General features: G+C 73.3%; 23 protein-coding genes and 2 pseudogenes. 18 read left to right on the top strand and 7 right to left on the bottom strand.

The genetic code is table 11. From position 1 onward, the window contains the following. Together ABZ272_RS20140 and ABZ272_RS20145 are read left to right on the top strand one after the other, a co-directional pair. Window positions 1-204, top strand: a pseudogene (locus ABZ272_RS20140) (N-acetyltransferase); the annotation flags it as partial. A gap of 87 nt (window positions 205-291) precedes the next feature. Beyond that, window positions 292-1158, top strand: coding sequence for a helix-turn-helix domain-containing protein (locus tag ABZ272_RS20145; protein WP_355051465.1), 867 nt, complete (start codon window positions 292-294; stop codon window positions 1156-1158). A 19-nt stretch (window positions 1159-1177) separates the two neighbouring features. On the opposite strand, the gene ABZ272_RS20150 is transcribed toward ABZ272_RS20145, so the two are convergent. Beyond that, window positions 1178-1675: an NUDIX domain-containing protein gene (locus ABZ272_RS20150; RefSeq protein ID WP_355051466.1), complete on the bottom strand. Its 498-nt coding sequence runs from the start codon at window positions 1673-1675 to the stop codon at window positions 1178-1180. A gap of 60 nt (window positions 1676-1735) precedes the next feature. Continuing rightward, complete coding sequence (locus tag ABZ272_RS20155; protein ID WP_355051467.1) at window positions 1736-2221, bottom strand: hypothetical protein; 486 nt, start codon at window positions 2219-2221, stop codon at window positions 1736-1738. A gap of 183 nt (window positions 2222-2404) precedes the next feature. Between ABZ272_RS20155 and ABZ272_RS20160 the strand changes: the two genes are divergently transcribed. The 5 genes from ABZ272_RS20160 (at window position 2405) to ABZ272_RS20180 (ending at window position 6348) form a co-directional block, all read left to right on the top strand. Beyond that, on the top strand, window positions 2405-2608 hold the full coding sequence (locus ABZ272_RS20160; RefSeq protein ID WP_355051468.1) for a hypothetical protein: 204 nt from the start codon (window positions 2405-2407) through the stop codon (window positions 2606-2608). 82 nt (window positions 2609-2690) lie between these two features. Further along, window positions 2691-3596 carry a histone gene (locus ABZ272_RS20165; protein ID WP_355051469.1) on the top strand — a complete coding sequence of 302 codons (906 nt, stop codon included), beginning with the start codon at window positions 2691-2693 and terminating at the stop codon, window positions 3594-3596. A 163-nt stretch (window positions 3597-3759) separates the two neighbouring features. Continuing rightward, window positions 3760-5190 (top strand): RNB domain-containing ribonuclease, encoded by a 1431-nt coding sequence (locus tag ABZ272_RS20170; RefSeq protein WP_355051470.1) that lies wholly within the window; start codon window positions 3760-3762, stop codon window positions 5188-5190. Between the two features lie 90 nt (window positions 5191-5280). Further along, entirely contained in the window at window positions 5281-5979 is a 699-nt protein-coding gene (npdG, locus tag ABZ272_RS20175; protein WP_355051471.1) for an NADPH-dependent F420 reductase, read from the top strand. A gap of 24 nt (window positions 5980-6003) precedes the next feature. Beyond that, window positions 6004-6348, top strand: a complete 345-nt coding sequence (locus ABZ272_RS20180) for a hypothetical protein (RefSeq protein WP_355051472.1) — start codon at window positions 6004-6006, stop codon at window positions 6346-6348. 70 nt (window positions 6349-6418) lie between these two features. Here the strand turns inward: ABZ272_RS20180 and ABZ272_RS20185 are convergent, their stop codons facing one another. After that, window positions 6419-7669 (bottom strand): DUF222 domain-containing protein, encoded by a 1251-nt coding sequence (locus tag ABZ272_RS20185; protein ID WP_355051473.1) that lies wholly within the window; start codon window positions 7667-7669, stop codon window positions 6419-6421. A 133-nt stretch (window positions 7670-7802) separates the two neighbouring features. Here ABZ272_RS20185 and ABZ272_RS20190 point away from each other — a divergent pair, with 133 nt between their 5' ends. Genes ABZ272_RS20190 through ABZ272_RS20200 form a run of 3 tightly spaced genes read left to right on the top strand, consistent with a single transcriptional unit; the run spans window position 7803 to window position 9417 of the window. Then, window positions 7803-8222, top strand: coding sequence for a hypothetical protein (locus ABZ272_RS20190; protein WP_355051474.1), 420 nt, complete (start codon window positions 7803-7805; stop codon window positions 8220-8222). 23 nt (window positions 8223-8245) lie between these two features. After that, window positions 8246-8443, top strand: a complete 198-nt coding sequence (locus tag ABZ272_RS20195; protein ID WP_355051501.1) for a helix-turn-helix transcriptional regulator — start codon at window positions 8246-8248, stop codon at window positions 8441-8443. Then, window positions 8440-9417, top strand: coding sequence for an NAD(P)-dependent alcohol dehydrogenase (locus ABZ272_RS20200; RefSeq protein WP_355051475.1), 978 nt, complete (start codon window positions 8440-8442; stop codon window positions 9415-9417). Before ABZ272_RS20195 ends, ABZ272_RS20200 begins: the two co-directional genes overlap by 4 nt. 151 nt (window positions 9418-9568) lie before the next feature. On the opposite strand, the gene panB is transcribed toward ABZ272_RS20200, so the two are convergent. After that, on the bottom strand, window positions 9569-10414 hold the full coding sequence (gene panB / locus ABZ272_RS20205) for a 3-methyl-2-oxobutanoate hydroxymethyltransferase (protein WP_355051476.1): 846 nt from the start codon (window positions 10412-10414) through the stop codon (window positions 9569-9571). 117 nt (window positions 10415-10531) lie between these two features. After that, the gene (locus tag ABZ272_RS20210) at window positions 10532-12289 is read right to left on the bottom strand and encodes an NAD+ synthase (RefSeq protein WP_355051477.1); all 1758 of its coding nucleotides are present in this window, start codon (window positions 12287-12289) and stop codon (window positions 10532-10534) included. A gap of 237 nt (window positions 12290-12526) precedes the next feature. On the opposite strand from ABZ272_RS20210, the gene glnA reads away from it, so the two are divergent. The 5 genes and pseudogenes from glnA (at window position 12527) to ABZ272_RS20235 (ending at window position 15725) form a co-directional block, all read left to right on the top strand. Continuing rightward, window positions 12527-13876, top strand: coding sequence for a type I glutamate--ammonia ligase (glnA, locus tag ABZ272_RS20215; protein WP_355051478.1), 1350 nt, complete (start codon window positions 12527-12529; stop codon window positions 13874-13876). Window positions 13877-13964: 88 nt separating this feature from the next. Further along, complete coding sequence (locus ABZ272_RS20220; RefSeq protein ID WP_355051479.1) at window positions 13965-14390, top strand: DUF350 domain-containing protein; 426 nt, start codon at window positions 13965-13967, stop codon at window positions 14388-14390. Between the two features lie 94 nt (window positions 14391-14484). After that, window positions 14485-14610 (top strand): annotated as a pseudogene (locus ABZ272_RS20225) (HTH domain-containing protein); the annotation flags it as partial. Window positions 14611-14737: 127 nt separating this feature from the next. Next, a complete protein-coding gene (locus ABZ272_RS20230; protein ID WP_355051480.1) occupies window positions 14738-15178 on the top strand; it encodes a WYL domain-containing protein in 441 nt (146 codons plus the stop codon). 172 nt (window positions 15179-15350) lie between these two features. Continuing rightward, on the top strand, window positions 15351-15725 hold the full coding sequence (locus tag ABZ272_RS20235) for a VOC family protein (protein ID WP_355051481.1): 375 nt from the start codon (window positions 15351-15353) through the stop codon (window positions 15723-15725). Between the two features lie 197 nt (window positions 15726-15922). On the opposite strand, the gene ABZ272_RS20240 is transcribed toward ABZ272_RS20235, so the two are convergent. Next, a complete protein-coding gene (locus ABZ272_RS20240) occupies window positions 15923-16414 on the bottom strand; it encodes a hypothetical protein (protein ID WP_355051482.1) in 492 nt (163 codons plus the stop codon). 178 nt (window positions 16415-16592) lie between these two features. Between ABZ272_RS20240 and ABZ272_RS20245 the strand changes: the two genes are divergently transcribed. Beyond that, window positions 16593-17471, top strand: a complete 879-nt coding sequence (locus tag ABZ272_RS20245; RefSeq protein WP_355051483.1) for a virginiamycin B lyase — start codon at window positions 16593-16595, stop codon at window positions 17469-17471. A gap of 268 nt (window positions 17472-17739) precedes the next feature. Here ABZ272_RS20245 and ABZ272_RS20250 read toward each other — a convergent pair whose 3' ends face one another. Then, the gene (locus ABZ272_RS20250) at window positions 17740-18675 is read right to left on the bottom strand and encodes an LD-carboxypeptidase (protein ID WP_355051484.1); all 936 of its coding nucleotides are present in this window, start codon (window positions 18673-18675) and stop codon (window positions 17740-17742) included. Window positions 18676-18778: 103 nt separating this feature from the next. Between ABZ272_RS20250 and ABZ272_RS20255 the strand changes: the two genes are divergently transcribed. Then, on the top strand, window positions 18779-19546 hold the full coding sequence (locus ABZ272_RS20255) for a type 1 glutamine amidotransferase (protein ID WP_355051485.1): 768 nt from the start codon (window positions 18779-18781) through the stop codon (window positions 19544-19546). After that, window positions 19546-22566: a bifunctional [glutamine synthetase] adenylyltransferase/[glutamine synthetase]-adenylyl-L-tyrosine phosphorylase gene (locus ABZ272_RS20260; protein ID WP_355051486.1), complete on the top strand. Its 3021-nt coding sequence runs from the start codon at window positions 19546-19548 to the stop codon at window positions 22564-22566. The genes ABZ272_RS20255 and ABZ272_RS20260 overlap by 1 nt, the downstream gene beginning before the upstream one ends.

Raw genomic sequence — 22566 nt, forward strand, 5'->3', positions numbered from 1 at the left:
GGTACCCCGGACAGCGCCGGACGCGGCTGGGGCCGCGCGGTCATGCGGGCCGGACTGGCCCGCGCGGCCGCCGACGGCGTGCCGGCGATCCTGGAGACCAGCAACCCGGCGAACGTCGAGCTGTACCTCCGCGCCGGCTGGGAGGTGCTCCGCACCCTGCCGGAGCCGGTCCCCACCTGGATCATGCAGCAACCGCCCCGCTGAGACACCCGATCATCGCGGGCATCGGATGTCGGGTGGGCCTCCTGCCCTGCCGCCTAGCGTTGCTGCTCGTAAGGGAAGGAGGCCCAGGTGCTGGATCGGCTCAACGAGGCCATGGCGCACATCGAGCGGCACCTCGACCAGCAGATCGAGGTGGCGGACCTGGCGCGGATAGCGCTCACGTCGGAGTACCACTTCCGGCGGCTGTTCTCCGCGCTGGCCGGCATGCCGCTGTCGGAGTACGTCCGCCGCCGCCGGCTCACCGTCGCCGGCGCGGACGTGCTGGCGGGGGAGCGGACGCTGCTCGACGTCGCGGTGCGCTACGGCTACGGCTCGGCCGAGGCGTTCGCCCGTGCGTTCCACGCCGTGCACGGCGTGGGACCCGGAGAAGCCCGGCGTACGGGGGCGGCGTTGCGTTCCCAGCCCCGGATGTCCTTCCGACTCACCGTGGAAGGGAGCGGCAGCATGGAGTACCGAATCGTCAGTAAGGACGCGTTCGCGCTGGTGGGGCGCAAGGCCCGGGTTCCGCTGGTGCACGAAGGGATGAACCCGTCGATCGTCGCGTTCATCAGGAGCATCGACAAGGAGACGACCGCCCGGATCGAGGCGCTCTCCGACCAGGAGCCGACCGGGATCGTCAACGTCAGCGACAACCTGGCCGACACCCGGGCCGAGGGCAGCGAGCTGGACTACTGGCACGGGGCCGTCACCGGGGCCACGCCACCGGACGACCTGGACGCGCTGCCGGTGGCGGCCGGGTCGTGGGCGGTGTTCACCACCTCCGGCGCGTTCCCGCAGGCGGTGCAGTTCCTGTGGCGGGACGTGTTCACCCAGTGGTTCCCGTCCAACCCGTACCGCAGCCGGCCCGGACCGGAGATCTCCCGGGTGCGGGTGTCCGCGGACGGAACCACGGCGGACGCGGAGCTGTGGATCCCCGTCGAACGGGTCGCGGTCTGAGGACGTCGCGGCCGGAGGCTCAGTCGGGTACGTCGTCCCAGGTGGTGCCCGGCGGTAGATAGCCGGCCGACGGGTTGTCGCGCAACGCGTAGGCGATGACCAGCAGCGCGTGCCGGTCCAACTCGGGCAGCCGGTCGAGCGGGAACCACCGCACGTCCAGCGACTCGTCGTCGTTGACCCGCGCGGTGCCGGACACCACCGTGCAGGCGAAGCCCAGGTTGAGGTACTCGCAGCGGTCGCCGTTGGGGTAGGTGTGCGGGTGGGAGACGGCACTGGTCAGGCGCAGCGGCGTCACGTCCAGGCCGGTCTCCTCCCGCACCTCCCGGACCAGCGCGGTGGCCGGCTGCTCGCCCGGCTCGACGAAGCCGCTGATCACCGACCACCGCCCGTCGTCCGAGCGTTGGCCGAGCAGCAGCTCACCGTCGTCGTTGCGGATGACCGCGCTGACGCTGGGCAGCCACAGCAGGTCGTGGCCGACGTGCTTTCGCATCCGCACGATGTAGTCCGGTACCGCCATCGGGCGATCATAGGCCGCGCGTCGGCGGCCACCGCCGTCCCGTCGCGGTCCGCGTCGTGCTCAGCCCGACCATTCGACGGTACGACGAAAGCGCTTGTACTCCGCGGTCAGCTCGGCGTCGATGCGCTCCAGCCGGGCGGGGGTGAGTACCACCGACGGATCCTGCCACGGGCGTCCGGCGAGCAGTTGGCGACGCAGCCCGATCGGCGGGTGCGCGGCGAAGAGCGAGGCCTCGTCACGGACCGACAGTTGGCGCAGCAGCGGCAGCCGGTCTGTGTTCGCCGCTCGGGCCTCGGCGAACGCCGAGCGCCAACGGTCCGGGCCGTGCCCCGCTCGGGCATGGACACGTACCGCCAGCGCCATCGACGCCAACCGGTGGGTCCACCGGTCGATCCAGGTCCAGCCGAACTCGCGCTCGCGCCGCCCGGGGTCGTACGCGTCCAGGTTCCACTCGCAGCCGGGGCACCACGGCGCCGCGTCCCTCAGCGATGCGGTGGTCGTGCCGCATCGCGGGCACGCCCCCGTGCCCGTCACCGTGTTGATCACGGCCACGAATCCTGCCCCGGACCGTCGTACCGGGGAATCAACCGTTCGGCTTTCCAATGCCCCCACCTGCACTTCTTTCGGCGTTTTCGCCCGCGGTGCGGTAAGCGTCTCTACTGTGGAGAGGGTTAGGCGACTTGCGTGATCCGGTGGCGGGCGACCGGTTCGCGGTGCACAGTGTTTCCCATGAGCGACAGCGGACGTAGTGGGCAGTTCTACTGGTGCACCCGACACCACCGGGTCGAGACGGACGCCGACGTGTGTCCGGCGAAGCACGTCCTCGGCCCGTACAACTCGGCGGCCGACGCGGAGAACGCCCTGCAGCGAGTGCAGGAGCGGAACGAGGCGTGGGAGGCCGAGGACGCGCGTTGGGCCGGGGAGGACAGGTAGACGGCGCGGGACGGCCCGCGTCGCGGTAGTTCGTGCTCCGCGAGGACGCACGCGAGAGCACGTCCCCAAGGAGGGAACCACGATGGCCGTTACACAGCAGGCCACCACCCGCCCGGCCGCCCGCAAGACCACCGCGAAGAAGACCGCCGCGGCGGAGCGTGGCACGTCGGCGAGCCGGACCACCCCCGTGCGCAAGTCCACCACGGGCGCGGCGAAGGCGCCGGCCCGCAAGGCGGCCGGCGGCGCGGGGCGTGCCCCGGCGACGAAGACGACCACGGCGGCGAAGAAGGCCCCCGCCAAGAAGGCCACGGCGACGAAGACGACGAAGACCACGGCGGCGGCCAAGCGGACCACGGCGGCCAAGAAGGCGCCCGCGAAGAAGACCGCGACCACGGCCCGGACCACGGCGGTCAAGACCACGGCGGCCAAGACCACGGCGGCCAGGAAGGCGCCCGCGAAGACCGCCTCCGCCCGCGGTACGACCACCGCCGCGAAGCGGAGCCCGGCGTCCACGGCGCGCAAGAGCGCCACCGCGACCAAGACGGCCGGCGCGGCGAAGAAGACGACCGGCGCGGCGAAGAAGACGACGAGCGCGGCGAAGAAGACCACGGCCTCGGCGGCCAAGAGGACCACGGCCGCGACGAAGGCGCCGGCCCGCAAGGTCGCGACCAAGGCGTCGGCGGTGACGAAGACGGCCGCGAAGAAGGCTCCCGCCAAGAAGACCACGGCGGCGAAGAAGACGGCGACCCGTCCGGCCGGCGGCGCCCGCAAGGCGGCGGCGAAGAAGGCCCCGGCCTCGAAGGTGACCGGCACGTCGTCGACGACCGCCCGTAAGGCGGCGGCGAAGAAGGCCCCGGCGAAGAAGACCACCGCCGCCAAGGCGCCGGCCCGCAAGGTGACCGCCCGCAAATCGCCGTCGCCGCCGGTCGCCGCACGGGCAACCGCCCCTCGGGGTACGCGGACCACGGCGCGTAGGGCGACCGGCTGACCGCTGGTCGCCCCGGGCTGACCGCTGGTCGCCCGGGGCCGCCGGGGCTGACGCTGGTCGCCCGGGCTGGCGCTGGTCGTCGCCCCGGGCTGGCCGGGCGGCGCGGTACCGACTCGGCCGGTCACCGGAAGCGGATCACCGGCGGCGCTGTCAGGATTGACCCGTGGTCATCCGACGCGTACTCGCCCCCCGCATCGACTTCGGCGCGCTGCGCCGCGAGCTCGGCCTGCCCGAGAGCTTCCCCGTGGCCGCCCAGCGGGAGGCCGACGCGGCGGCTGCCGCGCCGCCCCGGCCGGCCGTCGACCGCACCGACATACCGTTCGTCACGGTCGACCCGGCCACCTCCCGTGACCTGGACCAGGCGATGCACCTGGCCCGCCGGCCGGGCGGTGGCTACCGCGTGCGGTACGCGATCGCGGACGTCGCCGCCCACGTCCAGCCGGGCGGCGCGCTCGAGGAGGAGACCTGGCGGCGGGGGCAGACGGTCTACCTGCCCGACGGCAACGTGCCGCTGCACCCGGTGACGCTCAGCGAGGGCGCGGCCAGCCTGCTGCCCGACGACGACCGTGCCGCCGTGGTGTGGACCATCGACCTGGACGCCGACGGCGGCACGGTGGCCGTCGAGCTGGAGCGCGCCCTGGTCCGCAGTCGGGCCAAGCTCGACTACACCGGCGTGCAGGCGGCGGCCGACGCTGGTCGGCTGCCCGAGCCGATCGCGCTGCTGCCCGAGATCGGCGACCGGCTGACCGCCCGGGGGCTGCGCCGGGGGGCCATCAATCTGCCGCTGCCCGAGCAGGACGTGGAGCCCGAGGGCGACGGGTGGCGGCTGGTGCTACGCGGGCCGGCGCCGATGGAGGAGCACAACGCGCAGATCTCGCTGCTGACCGGGATGGCCGCCGCCGATATCATGCTGGCCGGCGGGATCGGCCTGCTGCGGACGATGCCCCCGCCGAAGCCGGAGGCGGTGCAACGCCTGCGGGCGGCCGCCGCCCCGCTGGGTGTGCGCTGGCCGGACGGCGTGAGCCCCGGCGAGGTCCTCGTCGGCCTGGACGCCGCGCAGCCACGTGCCGCCGCGTTCATCGACCAGGCCGCCGAGTTGATGCGCGGCGCCGCGTACACCGCCTTCGACGGCAGCCGCCCGGAGCAGCCGGAGCACGGCGGGGTCGCGGCCGCGTACGCCCATGTCACGGCGCCGTTGCGGCGTCTGGCCGACCGGTACGCCACCGAGGTCTGCCTGGCCCTGCACGCGGGCCGGGAGGTGCCCGACTGGGCCCGAGCCGCGCTGCCCCGGCTGCCCGAGGTGATGGCCAGCACCGACCGCACCGCCTCGGCGGCCAGCCGGGGCGCGGTCGAACTGGCCGAGGCGGTACTCCTGGAACACCGGGTGGGGGAGACGTTCGACGCGGCGGTGCTCGACGTCGACGCCCCCGCCAACGGCAAGTCCCGGCCGCGCCCGCCCGGCGGAACCGTGGCCCTGGACGCCCCGCCGGTCCGCGGCCGCTGCCTCGGTGAACTTCCCCTCGGCGAACGGGTCCGCGTCCGCCTGGTCACCGCCGACCCGGCGGCCCGCACGGTGCTGTTCGAGCTGGCCTGAGGAGGCCGCGCGGTCGGGTCGCCCGTGCAGCGGGCATTGTCACAGTGGCTGGCGACTCTGGCGCGCCGAGCGATTTGCGAGGATGAGCCCATGGCATACGACGCGAGCACGCTGCCCGACGTTTCCGGGCTGACGGTCGGCATCATCGGCGGCACCGGCGACCAGGGGCGCGGCCTCGCCTACCGACTCGCCCGGGCCGGCCAGACGGTGCTGATCGGCTCCCGGTCGGCCGAGCGGGCCGCCGAGTCCGCCGCCGAGATCGCCGCGTTGCCCCGGATGCCGGCCGACGTGCGCATCACCGGCGCGGCCAACGACGAGGTGGCCCGCCGCAGCGACGTGGTGATCATCGCGGTGCCGTGGGACGGGCACGCGGCCACCGTCGCCGCCCTTGCCGAGCCGCTGGCCGGCACGATCGTCGTCGACTGCGTCAACCCGCTGGGCTTCGACAAGCAGGGTCCGTACGCGCTCAGCGTCGCCGAGGGCAGCGCCGTCCAGCAGGCCGCCGCGCTGCTGCCCGACTCCCGCGTCTGCGCCGCGTTCAACCACGTGAGCGCCCCGCTGCTGGCCGACCCGGAGGTCGACCGGATCGATCTCGACGTGCTGATCTGCACCGAGGACCGGGAACTCGTCGACATCGTCGGGGCGCTCGCCGCGCGGATCCCCGGCATGCGCGGCATCTACGCCGGTCGGCTGCGCAACGCCCACCAGATCGAGGCGTTCACCGCGAACCTGATCGCCATCAACAAGCGCTACAAGGCCCACGCCGGCATCCGCGTCACCGACCTCTGACAGTGCCCTGGGGGATCATGGGGCATGACCGATGCTGACGCGGTGTTGCGGATCGCGGATCTGCGCCGAGCGTGCTCGATGTTGTTGGATGCGGCCGAGCGCCGATTCGGTCCGGAGATCCAGCTGTCACAGCTCGGCGTCGACCACTACTGGAACATGGACCTGGGTGCGGCGTTCGGGATGGTCCAGCGTCCTGAGTTGGAGATCGACTGCGGGCAGAGCAGCGACGATGTCGCCGAGCTGACGAGCCTCCTGCGGCGGGGTGGTGGTCCAGAGGGCTTCGTGTCGCTGTGGCACGAGCTTTCGCACGTGAGTGGGCTGCTGCGGCTGCTGGCCTACCTTGACCTGCCCGACAATCGCGAGAGCTAGCCTGCGCGGGGGACGGGCCGACCGTTGGGCACACCGGCACCTCATCGGGTGCGTGGCTGACCCGCTGCCGTCACGTTCGCCGGTGGTAGTGGTTGCGGCGGGGGACCTGTTCCGGGTCGAGCCAGGCCGGCGGGACGAATTCGGGGTAACCGTCGCCACCGAGCCGGACGGCCCACTCGCCGTGGTGGAGGTGGCGGTGGTGGTGGCCGCAGAGGAGCACCGAGTTGGTCAGGCTGGTGTGGCCGCCGTCGGCCCAGTGCCGGATGTGGTGGGCGTCGCACCAGCGGGGCGGTCGGTCGCAGCCGGGGAACGCGCAGCCTCGGTCGCGCAGGACCAGGGCGCGGCGCAGGGGGCCGGTGACGAGTCGGCGTTGCCGGCCGACGTCGAGTGGCTGGCCGGCGCTGCCGAGCATGGCCGGCAGGATCGCGGCGTCGCAGGCGAGCTGCCGCACGGTCTCGGCGGTGAGCCCGAAGCCGGCGTCGAGGGTGCCCGTGCCGAGCTGCCGGACCAGGCCGTCGAAGCTGGTGGTGACGACGAGTTGGGTCGGCTCGCCGCCGTGCTCGGGCAGCTCACCGGTGCGCAGGGCGAGTCGGCAGAGGTCGCCGAGGGCGTCGTGCCGCCGTTGCCCCGGTGACCGGTGGTCGTCCTGACCGGAGGGTGCGGTCAGTGGGTCGATGGCGGCGCGGAGCAGGCCGGCGGTCTCCGCGTCGAGGGTGCCGTTCAACCGCAGCCGGCCGTCGGTCAGCTCGGACAGGGTGAGGTGACGATCCCGGGTGGCCCGGCGGGCTTCGGCGTCGAGGGCGGCCTTGGCGGCGGCGTCGGCGATCTCGGGTGCGACGTGGTCGAGGATGCGGGTGGCGAGCTTGCGCAGCAGGCTCGGGTCGACCTGGCCGGCCCAGTCGACGAGGACGCCGACCGCTCTGGTGGCGACGTCGGTGCCGGCGGCGGCCCGCACGGTGTCGACGGTGTCGGCGATGACGCGGGCCTGCTCCAGGCTGACGTCTCCGTCGGCCAGCGCCCGGCGGACCTCGGGAGCGCCCGTGTCGAGGGCGTGAGCGGACTCGACCAACCGGCGGGCTGCGGGAACGGTCAACCGTAGGCGGTCGCGCAACCAGACCGCCGTCGACGACGCGCCCTGCGCCTGGGCCGTGCCCCGGCCGTCCAGCTCGCGCACGAGGGCCAGCTTGACGGCCGCGAGCTGCTGCTCGAGCCGGTGCGCGGCCTCGAGCGCAGCCACCAGGTGATGCTCCGCGAGGGCCCAGACGGGCGCGGCGGCGGCATCCGCCACCGCGCCCCGCGCCTGCGCCAACTCCTCGATCACACCCCGAGACTAGAACAGGTGTACGACAAAACCAGTCGTCGTGATCAATGTCGTCGTGTAAAACTTTCTAGACACGATGTCAAAGACGCCATACCATGAGCGTGTCAAGAATTCTTTACAGCAGGAGGCGGTCGTGACGCACGAGGAGAAACGCGCCTGGATCATGTTGGTGGTCAGTGTGGTGGGCTACGCCGCCGTGGTCCTGAACCGGGCCGACGGTGGCCCGCTCACCGCCACCCCGTACGTCGGGGTGCTGTTGTGGACCATCGGCGGAGCCGTCGTCGCGAGCATCGTGGCCGAGATCGGGATGGGTGTGGTGAGCCCGGGCGCCTCCCGGGCCAAGGACGTCCGGGACCGGGAGATCGGACGGCTCGGTGACCACGTCGGCCAGGCGTTCGTGGCCATCGGCGCGGTGTCGGCGATGCTGATGGCGTTGGCCGAATGGGACTGGTTCTGGATCGCCAACGTCATCTACCTGTGCTTCGTCCTGTCGGCGGCGGTTGGCGCCCTGGCGAAGGTGATCGTCTACCGCAAGGGTGTCCCGCAGTGGTGAAGCCGACCCGCGTCACGAACAACATCCGCGCACTCCGCTTCGCGCACGGCGAGATGACCCAGGCCGAGCTCGCCGAGCGGATCGGCGTGACCCGACAGACCGTCATCGCCATCGAGCAGAGTCGCTACTCGCCGTCGCTGGAGATGGCGTTCAAGATCGCGCGCTTGTTCGACGCACGTCTCGACGACGTGTTCCAGTACCCCGAGGAGGCGACACCGTGAAGGCCATCGTCCAGGACAGCTACGGCCCGGCCGACGTGCTCCACCTCCGCGACATCGACCAACCGGCCATGAACGACCAGGAGGTCCTCGTCCAGGTCCGCGCCGCCGGGGTCGACCCCGGAGTGTGGATCTTCATGACCGGTCGCCCCTACCTGGCGCGGCTGGCCGCAGGGCCGCGCCGGCCCCGGGTTCCGGTGCGGGGGCGGGACCTGGCCGGGGTGGTGGTCGCGGTCGGTGCCCGGGTGACCCGGTTCCGGCCCGGCGACGAGGTGTTCGGCACCTGTCCGCGCGGCTCGTACGCCGAGTTCGCGAGCGCGCCCGAGCGGCGGCTGGCCCGCAGACCGGCCAACCTGTCGTTCGCGCAGGCCGCCGCCGCGCCGGTCTCCGGGATGACGGCGCTGCGTGCGGTCCGCGACAGCGGCGCGGTACGCCCAGGGCAGCGCGTGCTGGTCATCGGCGCATCCGGCGGCGTCGGGTCGCACGCCGTACAGATCGCCAAGGCGTACGGCGCGACGGTCACCGCCGTCTGCGCGCCGGCCAGGGCGGCGTTCGTACGCGGCCTCGGCGCCGACGACATCCTCGACTACACCAGCGAGGAGGTCGACAGCCGTGGCCCGATCCACGACGTGGTCATCGACACCGGCGGCGATCGCCCGCTTTCTCTCCTGCGGCGCGCCCTCACCCCACACGGGACACTGGCGCTGGTCGGCGGCAGTTACACCAAGGGTCCGGTGCTCAGTGGCTACGGCCGGCAGATGTTCCGGGCGCCGCTGCTGTCCCTGTTCGTCGGTCAACGGCTGCGGAGCGTGAGCGCGGTCGAGCGCACCAGGGACCTGGCGGAGTTGGGCAAGCTCGTCGAATCGGGGGCGCTCACCCCGGCGGTCGACCGCGCCTATCCGCTGGCCCAGGCGGCGGACGCGATCCGCCACCTCCGGCACGGGCACCCGGCGGGAAAGATCGTCGTCACCATGTGACCCCGGCGGGTCCCGTGCGCGCCCGATCAGGCGTGCGGAGTTCCGTCGTGGCCCGGGTGAACAGCGGCCCGGGTGAACAGCGGCCCGGGCGAACAGCGGCCCGGGCGACGGGGGTGGACGCGGCCCCCGCCAGCCCGGGCCACCGGACCAACTAGAAGGTGTGCTCGGCCGCCGGGAACTCGCCGCTCCGGACCTCCTCGGCGAAGCGCCGGGTGGCGTCGGTGAGGACGTCCGCGAGGTCCGCGTACCGCTTCACGAAGCGTGGCGCCTTGCCGGTGCGCAGGCCGGCCATGTCCTGCCAGACGAGCACCTGGGCGTCGGTGTCCGGGCCGGCGCCGATGCCGACGGTGGGGATGGACAGCTCGTGGGTGATCTGCTTGGCCACCACGCCCGGCACCATCTCCAGCACCACCGCGAACGCCCCGGCCTCGGCCACCGCCCGCGCGTCCGCCAGCACCTCGTCGGCCGTGTCGCCCCGCCCCTGCACCCGGTAGCCGCCCAGGGTGTGTTCGCTCTGCGGGGTGAAGCCGATGTGCGCCATCACCGGGATGCCGGCGCCGACGATCGCGGCGATCTGCGCGGCGCAGCGCCGGCCGCCCTCCAGCTTCACCGCGTGGCAGCCGCCCTCCTTCATGAACCGGACGGCGGTGCGCAGCGCCTGGGCCGGGCCCTCCTCGTACGAGCCGAACGGCAGGTCACCGACGACGAGGGCCTGCCGGGTCGAGCGCACCACGGCCCGTACCAGCGGCAACAGGTCGTCGGCGGTGATCGGCAGGGTCGTCTCGTAGCCGAAGACGTTGTTCGCCGCCGAATCACCGACCAGCAGCACCGGTACGCCGGCCCGGTCGAAGATCCCCGCCGTGTACTGGTCGTACGAGGTGAGCATCGGCCACCGTTCGCCGCGCTCCTTGGCGGCGATCAGGTCGCGGGTGCGGACCCGACGGGTGGCCGGTCCGCCGTACAGCGCGGTCACCTCGTGCGGAGTGGACTCGATCATGACTGTCTCCCTTCCTCGAGGCCGCCTGCGCGGTCCCCGGGCTCCGCCGATCGTCGCACCGCGCGACAGCCTGGCGGCAGGGCCCAGTGGAAGATGTCACTCGCGAGGCGCGGAACGTCAGCCGTGCTCGCGCCACCGGTTCGTGATCGGCAGTCGACGGTCCCGGCCGAACGCCTTCATGGAGATCTTCGTGCCCGGCGCGGACTGGCGTCGCTTGTACTCGGCGGTATCCACCAGCCGTAGCACCTTGTCGACCACGGCCGGGTCGTGGCCCGACTCGACCAGCCCGTCGCGCCCCAGGTCGCCGTCGACGTAGCCGATGAGGATCGGGTCCAGCACGTCGTAGTCGGGCAGGGAGTCGCTGTCGAGCTGACCCGGGCTCAACTCGGCGCTCGGCGGCTTGCCGATCGAGTTCTCCGGAATGGGGGCGGTCTCGCCGCGGCGGGCCGCGTCCGCGTTGCGCCACTTCGCCAGACGCCACACCAGCGTCTTCCAGACGTCCTTGATCGGGTTGAAGCCGCCCACCGAGTCTCCGTACAGGGTGGAGTAGCCGACCGCCAGCTCGCTCTTGTTGCCGGTGGTCAACACCAGGTGGCCCTCCTGGTTCGACAGCGCCATGAGGATGACACCGCGTACCCGGGCCTGGAGGTTCTCCACGGCGATCCCGGACAGCGACAGGTTCGCCAGGAAGGCGTCCACCATCGGCTGGATCGGCTCGACGCGGTAGTCGAGCCCGGTGCGCTTGGCCAGGTCGGCGGCGTCCTCCCGGGAGTGCTCGGAGGAGTGCTGGCTGGGCAGTGACACGCCGACCACCCGGTCCGGGCCGAGCGCGTCGACGGCGATGGCGGCCACCACCGCCGAGTCGATGCCACCGGAGAGGCCGAGCACCACCGACGCGAACCGGTTCTTGTTGACGTAGTCGCGCAGACCCAGCACCAGCGCGTGCCAGACCTCGGCCTCGTCGGCGACCGGCTCGATCAGCCCGCCGGTGACGGCCGGGCCGGACGGCGCGGGCGGGGCCGCCTCCACCGCGTGGTACGACACCCGCATGCCGTCGGCGACGCTGTCGCCCCCCGGGGTCGTGGTGGCGGCCGGCAGCTCGACGTCGTGCACGAGCAGGTGCTCGACGAATTGTGGCGCGCGGGTGAGCAGGTCGCCGTCGGCGGTGACGATCATCGAGTCGCCCTCGAAGACCAGCTCGTCCTGGCCGCCGATCATGTTGACGTACGCGATGGTGGCGTTCGCCTCGGCCGCCCGGCGGCGGACCAGCGGCAGCCGGATGTCGTCCTTGTTCAACTCGTACGGCGAGCCGTTGATGTTGACCACGAGGCCGACGCCGGCCTGCCGGGCTGCGGTGAACGGCCCGCCGGCCTGCCACAGGTCCTCGCAGATGGTCAACGCGACGTCCACCCCGCCGATCCGCACGACGGTCAGCTCGTCCCCGGAGACGAAGTAGCGGTCCTCGTCGAACACGCCGTAGTTGGGTAGGTGGTGCTTGAAGTAGCGGGCCACCACCTCGCCCCGGTGCAGCAGCGCGGCGGCGTTGCGGGCCCCCCGCCCCGGCTCGGCGTCCCCACTGACCTGCGGCGGCCCGTCGGCGTCCAGGTAGCCGACCACGACCGGCAGGTCACCGAGACCGTCCCCGGCGAGGTCGGCCGCGAGCTGCCGTAGGGCGGCCTGGGACGCGGCGACGAAGGACCGCCGGAAGACCAGGTCCTCGACCGGGTAGCCGGTCAACATCATCTCCGGGAAGAGCACCAACTGGGCGCCGGCGTTGGCGGCCTGGCGGGTCCAGCTGCGGACCAGGTCGGCGTTGCCGGCGAGGTCGCCGACGCTCGGGTTGACCTGTGACAGGGCGAGACGCAGGGTGGGCATGTCCTCATCTTGCCTCAGCTTCGGCCGAGCAATCCGTACCCTCGGACGAGACGGCGGCCACGCGCGGACGCCGCGCGGCCGGCGTGCCGCATCGGTACCGCTCGCCGGGCGGGACGCGAGGGGACGGGCGGCGGCGGTTCGCGTAACGTCTGCGTAACCAGGCCCGGGAACACTGGGCGGTCAGGTCGGGCGCAGCCCGGCCAAGGCGGACAAAGAGTGTCGCGAGGGGTTGGGGAAGTGGACCGTCAGCAGGAGTTCGTCCTCCGTACGCTGGAAGAGCGGGACATCCGGTTCGTCCGGCTGTGGTTCACGGACGTGCTGGGCACGCTCAAGAGCGTCTCGGTGGCGCCCGCGGAGTTGGAAGCGGCCTTCGAGGAGGGCATCGGCTTCGACGGCTCGGCGATCGAGGGCTTCGCGCGCGTCTTCGAATCGGACATGGTCGCGATGCCCGACCCGACCACCTTCCAGGTCTTCCCGTTCGAGGGTGGGGTCAGCGGCGAGAGCGCCCGGATGTTCTGCGACATCCTGCTGCCCGACGGCGGGCCGTCCTGGGCCGACCCGCGGCACGTGCTGCGCCGCGCGCTGTCCAAGGCGGCGGAGAAGGGCTTCACCTTCTACACCCACCCCGAGATCGAGTTCTTCCTGCTGGAGAACGGCCCGCAGGACGGCTCGGTGCCTACCCCGGTGGACACCGGCGGCTACTTCGAGCACACCACCCACGCCGTGGCCCGCGACTTCCGTCGCCAGGGCGTGCTGGCGTTGGAGCGGATCGGCATCTCGGTGGAGTTCAGCCACCACGAGGTCGCGCCCGGCCAGCAGGAGATCGACCTGCGCTACGCCGACGCGCTGACCACCGCCGACAACATCATGACCTTCCGGCACGTCGTCAAGGAGGTCGCGCTCTCCACCGGCGTGCAGGCCAGCTTCATGCCGAAGCCGTTCACCGACCAGCCCGGCAGTGGCATGCACACCCACCTGTCGCTGTTCGAGGGCGAGCGCAACGCCTTCCACGACGGTGGCGACCCGATGAAGCTCTCCAAGGTGGCGAAGTCCTTCATCGCCGGCCTGCTGATGCACGCCCGGGAGTACACGGCGGTCACCAACCAGTGGGTCAACTCGTACAAGAGGCTCTTCCCGCAGGCACTGCCGGACCGGATCACCGAGAGCCCGGCGTACGTCTGCTGGGGTCACCTGAACCGCTCCGCGCTGGTTCGGGTGCCCGCGTACGGCAAGCCGAACTCGGCCCGGGTCGAGGTCCGCTCGCTGGACTCGGCCACCAACCCGTACCTCGCCTTCGCGGTGCTGCTCGGCGCGGGCCTCAAGGGCATCGAGGAGGGCTACGAGCTGCCGCCGGGGGCCGAGGACGACGTCTGGTCGCTGAGCAGCGCCGAGCGCCGAGCGATGGGGTACGAGGCGCTGCCGGAGAACCTCGCCGAGGCGATCGACGTGATGGCCGAGTCCGAACTGGTCGCCGAGGTGCTGGGCGAGCACGTCTTCGACTTCTTCCTGCGCAACAAGCGGGCCGAGTGGGAGCAGTACCGCCGCGAGGTCACCCCGTACGAGCGGCAGCGTTACCTGGCGCTGTAGGCGCGGGGCTGACGCGCTTGCCCGCTGCCGCTATCGTCTCGATCACCGCGCCGGTACCCCTTCCGGGCGGAGAATCGGGAGGCAGTCGGTGCTGGAGGACCTGCTCAGCGGTGCCTGGCAGAGCGTCGTGTTCGGGATCGTGGGCGTCGGGCTCATGGCGGCCGGGTTCGGGCTCGTCGACCTGCTGACCCCGGGGCGGTTGCGGGAGCTGATCTGGGTCGAGCGCAACACCAACGCGGGACTGCTGCTCGCCGCCAACCAGCTCGGCATCGCCGGCATCGTGTTCACGGCGATCCTCACCAGCTACAGCGACTTCGCCAAGGGGCTCGCCTCGACCGTGGTCTTCGGGCTGGTCGGGCTGGCCATCATGGCGCTGGCCTTCTTCGTGCTGGACCTGCTCACCCCGGGCAAGCTCGGAGAGGTCATCTGCTCGTCCGAGCCGCACCCGGCGGCCCGGGTCAGCGCCGCCACGCACTTCGGCGCCGCGCTGATCGTCTGCGCCTGCATCGCCTGAGGCCGCGTCGCCTGAGCGCGGTCGTCTGAGCGCGGTCGTCTGAGGCCGCCGCGGGCCGGGCCGGTCGTCGTACCCCGGCCGTAGCGTGCCGGGCATGAACCGCACGGACCGGCTCTACGCCCTGGTCGAGGAGCTGCGGGCGGTGTCGCCCCGGCCCCGCAGCGCCCGCTGGCTCGCCGCCCACTTCGAGGTGAGCAGCCGAACCATCGAGCGGGACATCGGCGCCCTCCAGGAGGCCGGGGTGCCGATCTGGGCCGAACCCGGGCGCACCGGCGGCTACGTCCTGGACCGCAGCCGCACCCTGCCGCCGGTCAACCTGACCCCGGCCGAGGCCGTGGCGATGGCCCGTGGCGCTGCACCGGCTCGCCGGCACGCCGTTCGCCCGGCCGGGTGCCACCGCGCTGCGCAAGCTGCTGGCGGTACTGCCGGCCGCCGACGCCGCCGAGGCGCACCGGCTCGCCGGCCGGGTGCACCTGATCGGCGACGGGCCGGCCACGCCCGTCCCGGCCACCGTCGCCCACGCGGTCACCGCGCGGCGGGTGCTGAGCATCCGGTACGCCGACCGCGCCGGCGTCGACTCGCTTCGGGACGTCGAGCCGCTGGGCTACCTCGGCAACTCCCACCACTGGTACCTGGTGGCCTGGTGCCGTCTGCGCGCCGAGGTGCGATGTTTCCGCACCGACCGGATCCGCGAGGTCGAGGCCCGGCCGGAGGTGGTGGTCCGGGACCTCCGCCTGGAGGATCTGGACATCCCGCACGGGCGCGTCCGAGCGCTGAGCCTGGTCTGAGGGCGGGGTCCGGCGCTGGCGTGGGGGCGGGGTCGGGCGCTGGTGTGGGGGCGCGGCCCGGGCGGCCCAAACGGCCGGGTGATCCGGAAACACCGACAGGACGGTGTCGCGAGCGGCCTCGAGACTGCACCGGAAGTCGGCCGCACGGCCGGTTCGGAGACCTGGAGGCAGTATGTCCGCGACGCCCATCACGTGGTTCGAGATCGGCACCGACCGGCCGAAGGAGGCGGAGCGCTTCTATGGCGAGTTGTTCGGCTGGACCTTCAACGAGGAGGGTGGGCCCGCCGGTTCCTACCGGACGACCGGGGCCGGTGGCGACACCGGGATCGGTGGGGCGATCCGGGAGACCGACGGCTCGGCACCGAACTACACGATCTTCTACGCCGAGGTCACCGACGTGGCGGAGACCTGCCGGCGGGCCGAGGCGGCCGGTGGTCAGGTGCTCGTGCCGCCTCGGACCACGCCCACCGGGCTCACGCTGGCCCGGCTGACCGACCCGACCGGCAACCACCTGGGCGTGTTCGCGCCCCCGCCCACGCGAGCCTGATCCCCGGCCCGGGCCGTGCTGCCTCGGCTCCGCTCGCGTGCCCCGGCCCGGGCTGCCTCGCGTGCCCCGGGCCCGGCGGGCGGCAATGATCAACTCCGTGTCATGGAAGTCGGGGTGTCCGCGCCCGCCGGACACCCCGACTTCACGGAAGCCGAGTGGATCAGGCCAGCGCCCCCGGAGCAGGTCGGGCCGTTGGATCAGGCGGGGCCGTTCTGTCCGGCCGGGCCGTTCTGTCCGGCCGGACCGCCATGGCCGAGTGGGCCGCGGTGGCCGCCCGGGAAGCCGCCCGGGCCGCCCGGGAAGACGCCGGCCTCGACGGCCTTGGTGATGGCGTCGGCCTGTTCCTGAGTGAGCTTGCCGTCCTTGACGGCCTGGTCCAGCCGTTCCTTGAGCGCGGCCTTGCGATCCTCGGCGGAGTGGCGCTGCGGTCGGTCGGCCGGCCGGTGCTGCTCGCGGATCTTCTCCAGCGCAACGGTCACCTTGTCGGTGGGCACACCCAGCTCCTTGGCCAGATCCTCGGCGAACTGACCCTGCCGGTCGGCCTTGGCCCCGGGCGCCGGGGCGGTGCTGGCGCTCGGCGTCGGCGAGTCGGCGGCGAAAGCGATCGTCGGGGCCGCGATCCCGACGCCGAGGACGCCGGCGGCGGCCAGGCCGGCCAGCATGTGCTTCCTACTGATGGTGCGGGACATGCTCTCCTCCAGAAGGCTAGGTGGTACGCGATGTCGTCACCGACAGTGACGGGTCAGCCTGGGCGCGACCCGTGGCGAACCTGTCAGCGGGCTGACAATCGGAGGCGAAAATCGGTTGTGTCGTCGCTTGTCGGGCGGCCAGGGTCGGTCCACCGCCAACGAGGGGACGTACGCCAAGATGGGAGTCGAGATCCGGGAGATCGCACTCGTCGAGTCGGGCGTCGGTCCGTACGGCATCACGGTCGGGCCCGACGGCGCGCTGTGGCTGACGTTGGTCCACGGCGGCGGCATCGCCCGCCTGGACCCCGACGGCTCGGTCCGCACCCATCCGCTGGAGCCGGCCGGCGGCCGCCCGCTGATCATCACGACGGGTCCGGACGGTGCGCTCTGGTTCACCCGCTCCGGTGATGACCGGATCGGTCGGATCACCGTCGAGGGCGCGCAGCGCACGGTCGCCCTGCCGCCCGGTACCGGGCCGGGTGGCATCGCGGCCGGACCCGACGGGGCGCTCTGGTACGCGGGGATGACCTCCGACACGATCGGCCGGGTAACCACCCACGGCACGGTCACCGCCTTTCCGCTGCCGGTCACCGGCGGGTTCCCCTCGATGATCACCGCCGGCGCGGATCATGCCCTCTGGTTCACCCTCAACCGCGCGAACGCGATCGGCCGGATCGCCCTCGACGGCACGGTGACGCTGTACCCGTTGCCCACCCCGGGCGCCGGGCCGGTCGGCATCGCCCTCGGCCCCGACGGCGTCATCTGGTTCGTCGAGATCACCGCCGGCCAGGTCGGCCGGATCACGCCGGACGGCGTGATCGTCGAGCTCCCGCTGCCGGACCGGGCCGCGCGCCCGCACGCGATCGTGGCCGACCCGGCGGGTGGGGCCTGGTTCACCGAGTGGGGCGCCAACCGGATCGGCCACCTCGATGCGACCGGACGATTCGAGAGGTACGCCCTACCCACCCCGCAGTCGGAACCACACGGCATCGTCCACACCCCCGAGGGAGTGTGGGCAGCCCTGGAAACCGGCGCACTAGCCCACCTGACCCCCTGACCCCCTGACCCCCACCCCTGCGCCCCTCGGGCCCCCGGCCTCCTGGCCCCTGGTCTCCCGGCCCCCTGGCCTCCCGGCCCCCTGGCCTCCCGGCCCCCTGGCTTCGTTGATCAAGAGGTTTGCGTCAGAATCCGGCCCGGAACTGACGCAAACCTCTTGATCACCGGGGTCGGGCCGGGCGATGACTGGGTCGGGCTGGGCCGGGGCCGGGCTGGGTCGGGCGGGGGCCGGGCCCGGGGTGGGCCGGGCGGGGCCGGGGGCGCGGGGGTTACTGGACTGCGGGGGTGACCCTCAGGGTGTTGGTTTCGGTGTCCAGTCGCGCTTCGGTGCCTACCGGGACGGTCAGCTGGTTGTGGCCGTGGCCGATGGGGAGGCCGCCGAGGACCGGTACGCCCAGGTCGCCGAGGCGTTCGGTGAGCACGTCGACGATCGTGGTGTCCCAGCCGTCGCCGCACTCGGTGAACTGCCCGACCGCCACCCCGGCCAGCCCGTCCAGCGCGCCGGCCCGGCGGAGCTGGGTGAGCATCCGGTCGACCTTGTACGGGGGTTCCTGCACGTCCTCGATCAACAGCACCGCGCCGGTCAGGTCGGGCAGGTCCGGTGTGCCGATCGACGCGGCGAGCAGGCACAGGTTGCCGCCGAGCAGGGTGCCGGTGGCGCGGCCGGGGACGCGGACGTCGAAGGTCCCCTCGGTGGGTACCGCCTCGACGGTCACCGGCTCGGTGGTCATCAGCGCCGCGTGCAGGGACTCGGCGGAGCGCAGCGGCGTCCGCTCGTCCCGCCAGGCCGCTCCGGGGCCGTGTACCCCGGCCAGTCGGGCCCCCCGCCACAGGGCGAGCTGCAACGCGGTGATGTCCGAGAAGCCGGCCACCACCTTCGGGTCGCGGCGTACGGCCGCCATGTCGATGGCGTCGACGATCCGTTGGGCGCCGTAGCCGCCCCGGGTGCAGATCACGCCACGGATCTCGGGGTCGGCGAACGCCGCGTTCAGGTCGGCGGCCCGCAGGTCGTCGGTGCCGGCGAGGTAGCCGTGGCGGGCGTACGCGTTCGGGGCCGGTATCGGGCGGAGGCCCCAGCCGGTGAGCAGCTCCACGCCCCGGGCCACCCGCTCCGGCGAGGTCGGCCCGGACGGCGAGACGAGCAGCACCGTGTCACCCGGGCGCAGCACGGGCGGGCGGACGACGGTGGAGTCCTCGTTGATCACAACCGCAGAGCCTAGCCACCGCGCCGACACGAAGGCCGCCGGCCGGTGGCACCGACCCGCGCCGGGGCGTGGCGGAGCGCGCCGCACCCGCTAGCCTCGACGGGTGGCAACCGCGCTGGTGATCGAGAATGACCCGACGGACGACGCGCGCCGGTTGGGTGAGTGGCTGACCGAGGCAGGGCTGGATTTGTGGGTGGTCCGCCCGCACGCCGGTGAGGAACTTCCCGCCGACCTTGAGGGGTACGCGGCACTTGTGGTGCTGGGCGGCGACCAGCAGGCGTATCCGCTGCCGGACGGCTCCCCCGGGGCGCCGTGGTTCCCGGCCGTGGAGGGGCTGCTGCGCAAGGCGGTCCGGTACCGCGTGCCGACCCTGGCCGTCTGCCTGGGCGCGCAGCTGCTCGCCACGGCGCATGCCGGGCTGGTCGAGCGGAGCCCGTCCGGGCCGGAGATCGGCCCCGGTGTGGTGGGGCGGCGCGACGCCGCCGAGCAGGACCCGCTGTTCCGGTACGTGCCGCTGATCCCGGACGTGCTCCAGTGGCACTCCGACGAGATCACCGAGCTGCCCCGGGGCGCCACCCTGCTGGCGGCCTCCACCCGTTATCCGCACCAGGCGTTCCGGCTCGGCGACCGGGCCTGGGGGTTGCAGTTCCACATCGAGTGCGACACCGCGATGATCGCCGACTGGGCCACCGACTCGACCCTGCTCGCCGAGTTGGGCTACGACCCGGAGCTGGTGGTCGCGGCCTGCGACTCGGTGATGGTGGACGTCGAGGAGGTCTGGCAGCCGTTCGCCGCCCGGTTCGCCGCGCTGGCCCTCGGCGAGTTGGACGACAGCACGATCCGGCCCGGCCTGCCGCTGCTCGGGCACTGATGAGCCGTCCGACGAGAGCCCCGGGCCGGCTGGCCCGCTACGGCTTCGGCACCGCCGAGGGCGACGGCGGGGCCCGCGCCGCGGACCTGCTCGGCCCGGACGGGCTGGGTCTGTGGCGGCCGGAGGAGCAGGAGCCGGTCGACGACGCGGCGGGGGAGCTGCTCGCCGCGCTGTCCCGGGCAGCCGACCCGGACCTGGCGTTGCGCCAACTGCACCGCATCGTCGAGGCCGAGCGGCGGACCAACGGCGGTACCGACGCGTCGCCGCTGCTGGCGGAACTGCACGCCGACCCCGGGCTGCGGCGTCGGCTGATCGCCGTGCTGGGCGCGTCGTCGGCGCTCGGCGACCATCTGGTGGCGAATCCCGAGCACTGTCTGACGCTGCGTACCGCGCCGGACGGGCTCGCCCCGATCGCCGACGGTCGGCTGGAGCCGGCCGGCGACGGGAACCCGGTGGCGGTGCTGCGTGCCGCGTACCGGCTCTCCCTGCTGCGGATCGCGGCGGCCGACCTCACCGGCGGCCGTGCCCTGGAGCAGACCATGGCGGCGCTGTCCGCGCTGGCCGACGCGACGCTGGCCGTCGCGTACGAGATCGCCGTCGCCGAGTTGGCGGCGGGCACCGAGCGGCCCCGGCTGGCCGTGGTGGCGATGGGCAAGTGCGGCGGCGGCGAGCTGAACTACGTCTCCGACGTGGACGTGATCTTCGTGGCCGCCGAGGACGCCGACCTGCCCGCCGCGACCCAGGTGGCGACCCGGCTGATCTCCGTCTGCGGAATGGTCGCCTGGCCGGTGGACGCCGCCCTGCGGCCCGAGGGCAGTCGCGGCCCGCTGGTGCGTACCCTCGCCAGCCACCTCGCCTACTACCGCCGATGGGCACGCACCTGGGAGTTCCAGGCGCTGCTCAAGGCCCGCCCGGCCGCCGGGGACCTGCCGCTGGCCCAGGAGTGGATCGACCAGCTCGCGCCGCTGGTGTGGCGGGCCGCCGAACGCCCCGAGGCGGTCGAGGACGTCCGCGCGATGCGCCGCCGGATCATCGACAACATCCCGCCGAAGGAGCTGGAACGCGAGATCAAGCGTGGTCCGGGCGGGCTGCGCGACATCGAGTTCGCCGTCCAGCTCCTGCAACTCGTGCACGGTCGCGGGGACGAGACCCTGCGGGTGCCGGGCACCATTCCGGCGCTGCGCGCGCTCGTCGCCGGTGGCTACGTCGGCCGCGCCGACGGGGAGTCGCTGCTGCGCGGCTACCGCTTCCTGCGCGCCGTCGAGCACCGGCTCCAACTCCAGGCCCTGCGCCGTACGCACACCGTGCCCACCGAGCCGGGGGCGCTGCGCTGGCTGGCCGCCGCGCTGGGTTTCGTGGCCACGCCGGGCCGCAGCGCCGTCGAGAGCTTCCGGGCCGACTGGGTCACCCACGCCACCGAGGTACGACGGCTGCACGCCAAACTGCTCTACCGGCCGCTGCTGGAGTCGGTGGCCCGGGTACCCGCCGACGGGCTCCGGCTCACCCCGGAGGCGGCCCGGCACCGGTTGGAGATCCTCGGCTTCGCCGACCCGGCCGGGGCGCTGCGTCACCTCCAGGCGCTCACCGGCGGGGTGAGTCGTACGGCGGCCATCCAGCGCACCCTGCTGCCGGTGCTGCTGAGCGAGTTCGCGGACGCGCCGGAGCCGGACCGGGGGCTGCTCAACTACCGCAAGGTCTCCGACAAGCTGGGCAGCACCCCCTGGTACCTGCGCCTGTTGCGGGACGGCGGTCCCGTCGCCCGCCGGCTGGCCCGGGTGTTGGCCCTGTCCCGGTACGTCGCCGACCTGCTCGCCCGGGATCCGGAGGCGCTGCGGCTGCTCGCCGAGGAGAACGAGTTGTCGCCGCGTCCGCGTCCGGTGCTGCGCGACGGCTTCCTCGCGGCGGCGGCCCGGCACACCGACCCGGTCGAGGCGACCCGCGCGGTGCGGGCGCTGCGCCGCCGGGAGCTGGTCCGGGTGGCCTGCGCGGACGTGCTCTGCCGGGCCGGCGCGCTCGCACCCACCCCGACCCGGGCGGACGGCACGACGCGGCCGTCACCCGGCCTGGCCGACATCACCGACGTCGGTACGGCGCTCGCCGACGTCACCGACGCCACCCTCGCCGCCGCGCTGCGGGCCGCGCGGGCCAGCCAACCGGCCCCGGACGGGCTGCGGTTCGCGGTGATCGGGATGGGCCGCCTCGGCGGGTACGAGTCGAACTACCTCTCCGACGCCGACGTGCTCTTCGTCTACGACCCGCCCGCCGGCAGCAGCGAGAGCGCCGCCAGCGCCGCCGCGCACGCGATCGCGGAGGAGCTGCGCCGACTGCTCGGCGTACCCGCCCCCGACCCGCCGCTCGGCGTCGACGCCGACCTGCGCCCCGAGGGCCGGCAGGGTCCGCTGGTGCGCAGCCTCGCCGCGTACGCCCAGTACTACGCCCGCTGGTCCCGCGTGTGGGAGGCGCAGGCGCTGCTGCGCGCCCGGTTCGTCTGCGGTGACGCCGACCTGGGCGCCGAGTTCGAGACGATGATCGAGCCGGTGCGCTACCCGGCCGACGGGTTGACCCGCGAGCAGGTCGTCGAGATCCGCCGGATCAAGGCCCGGGTGGAGACCGAGCGGCTGCCGCGCGGAGCCGACCCGGCCACCCACACGAAGCTGGGCCGGGGCGGGCTGGCCGACGTCGAGTGGGCGGTCCAGCTCGTCCAGCTCCGGCACGCGGGCGCGATCCCGGAGCTGCGTGGCACGCGTACCCTCGATGCCCTCGCGGCGGCCGAGCGGGCCGGCCTGATCGATGCGGCGGACGCCGCGGAGATGGCCGCCGGCTGGTCCCTGGCCGCGCAGGTCCGCAACGCGCTGATGCTGGTCCGGGGCCGGGCCGGCGACCAGCTGCCTCGGCACGGCGTGGAGCTGGCGGGGGTGGTCCGGCTGCTCGGCCGCGACGACCCGGGGGAGTTCCTCGACGAGTACCTGCGCACCGGCCGCCGCTCCCGCGCCGCCGCCCAGCGCGTGCTGGAGGGGTAG

The organism is Micromonospora sp. NPDC005979 (assembly GCF_040614415.1).
GTDB lineage: Bacteria > Actinomycetota > Actinomycetes > Mycobacteriales > Micromonosporaceae > Micromonospora.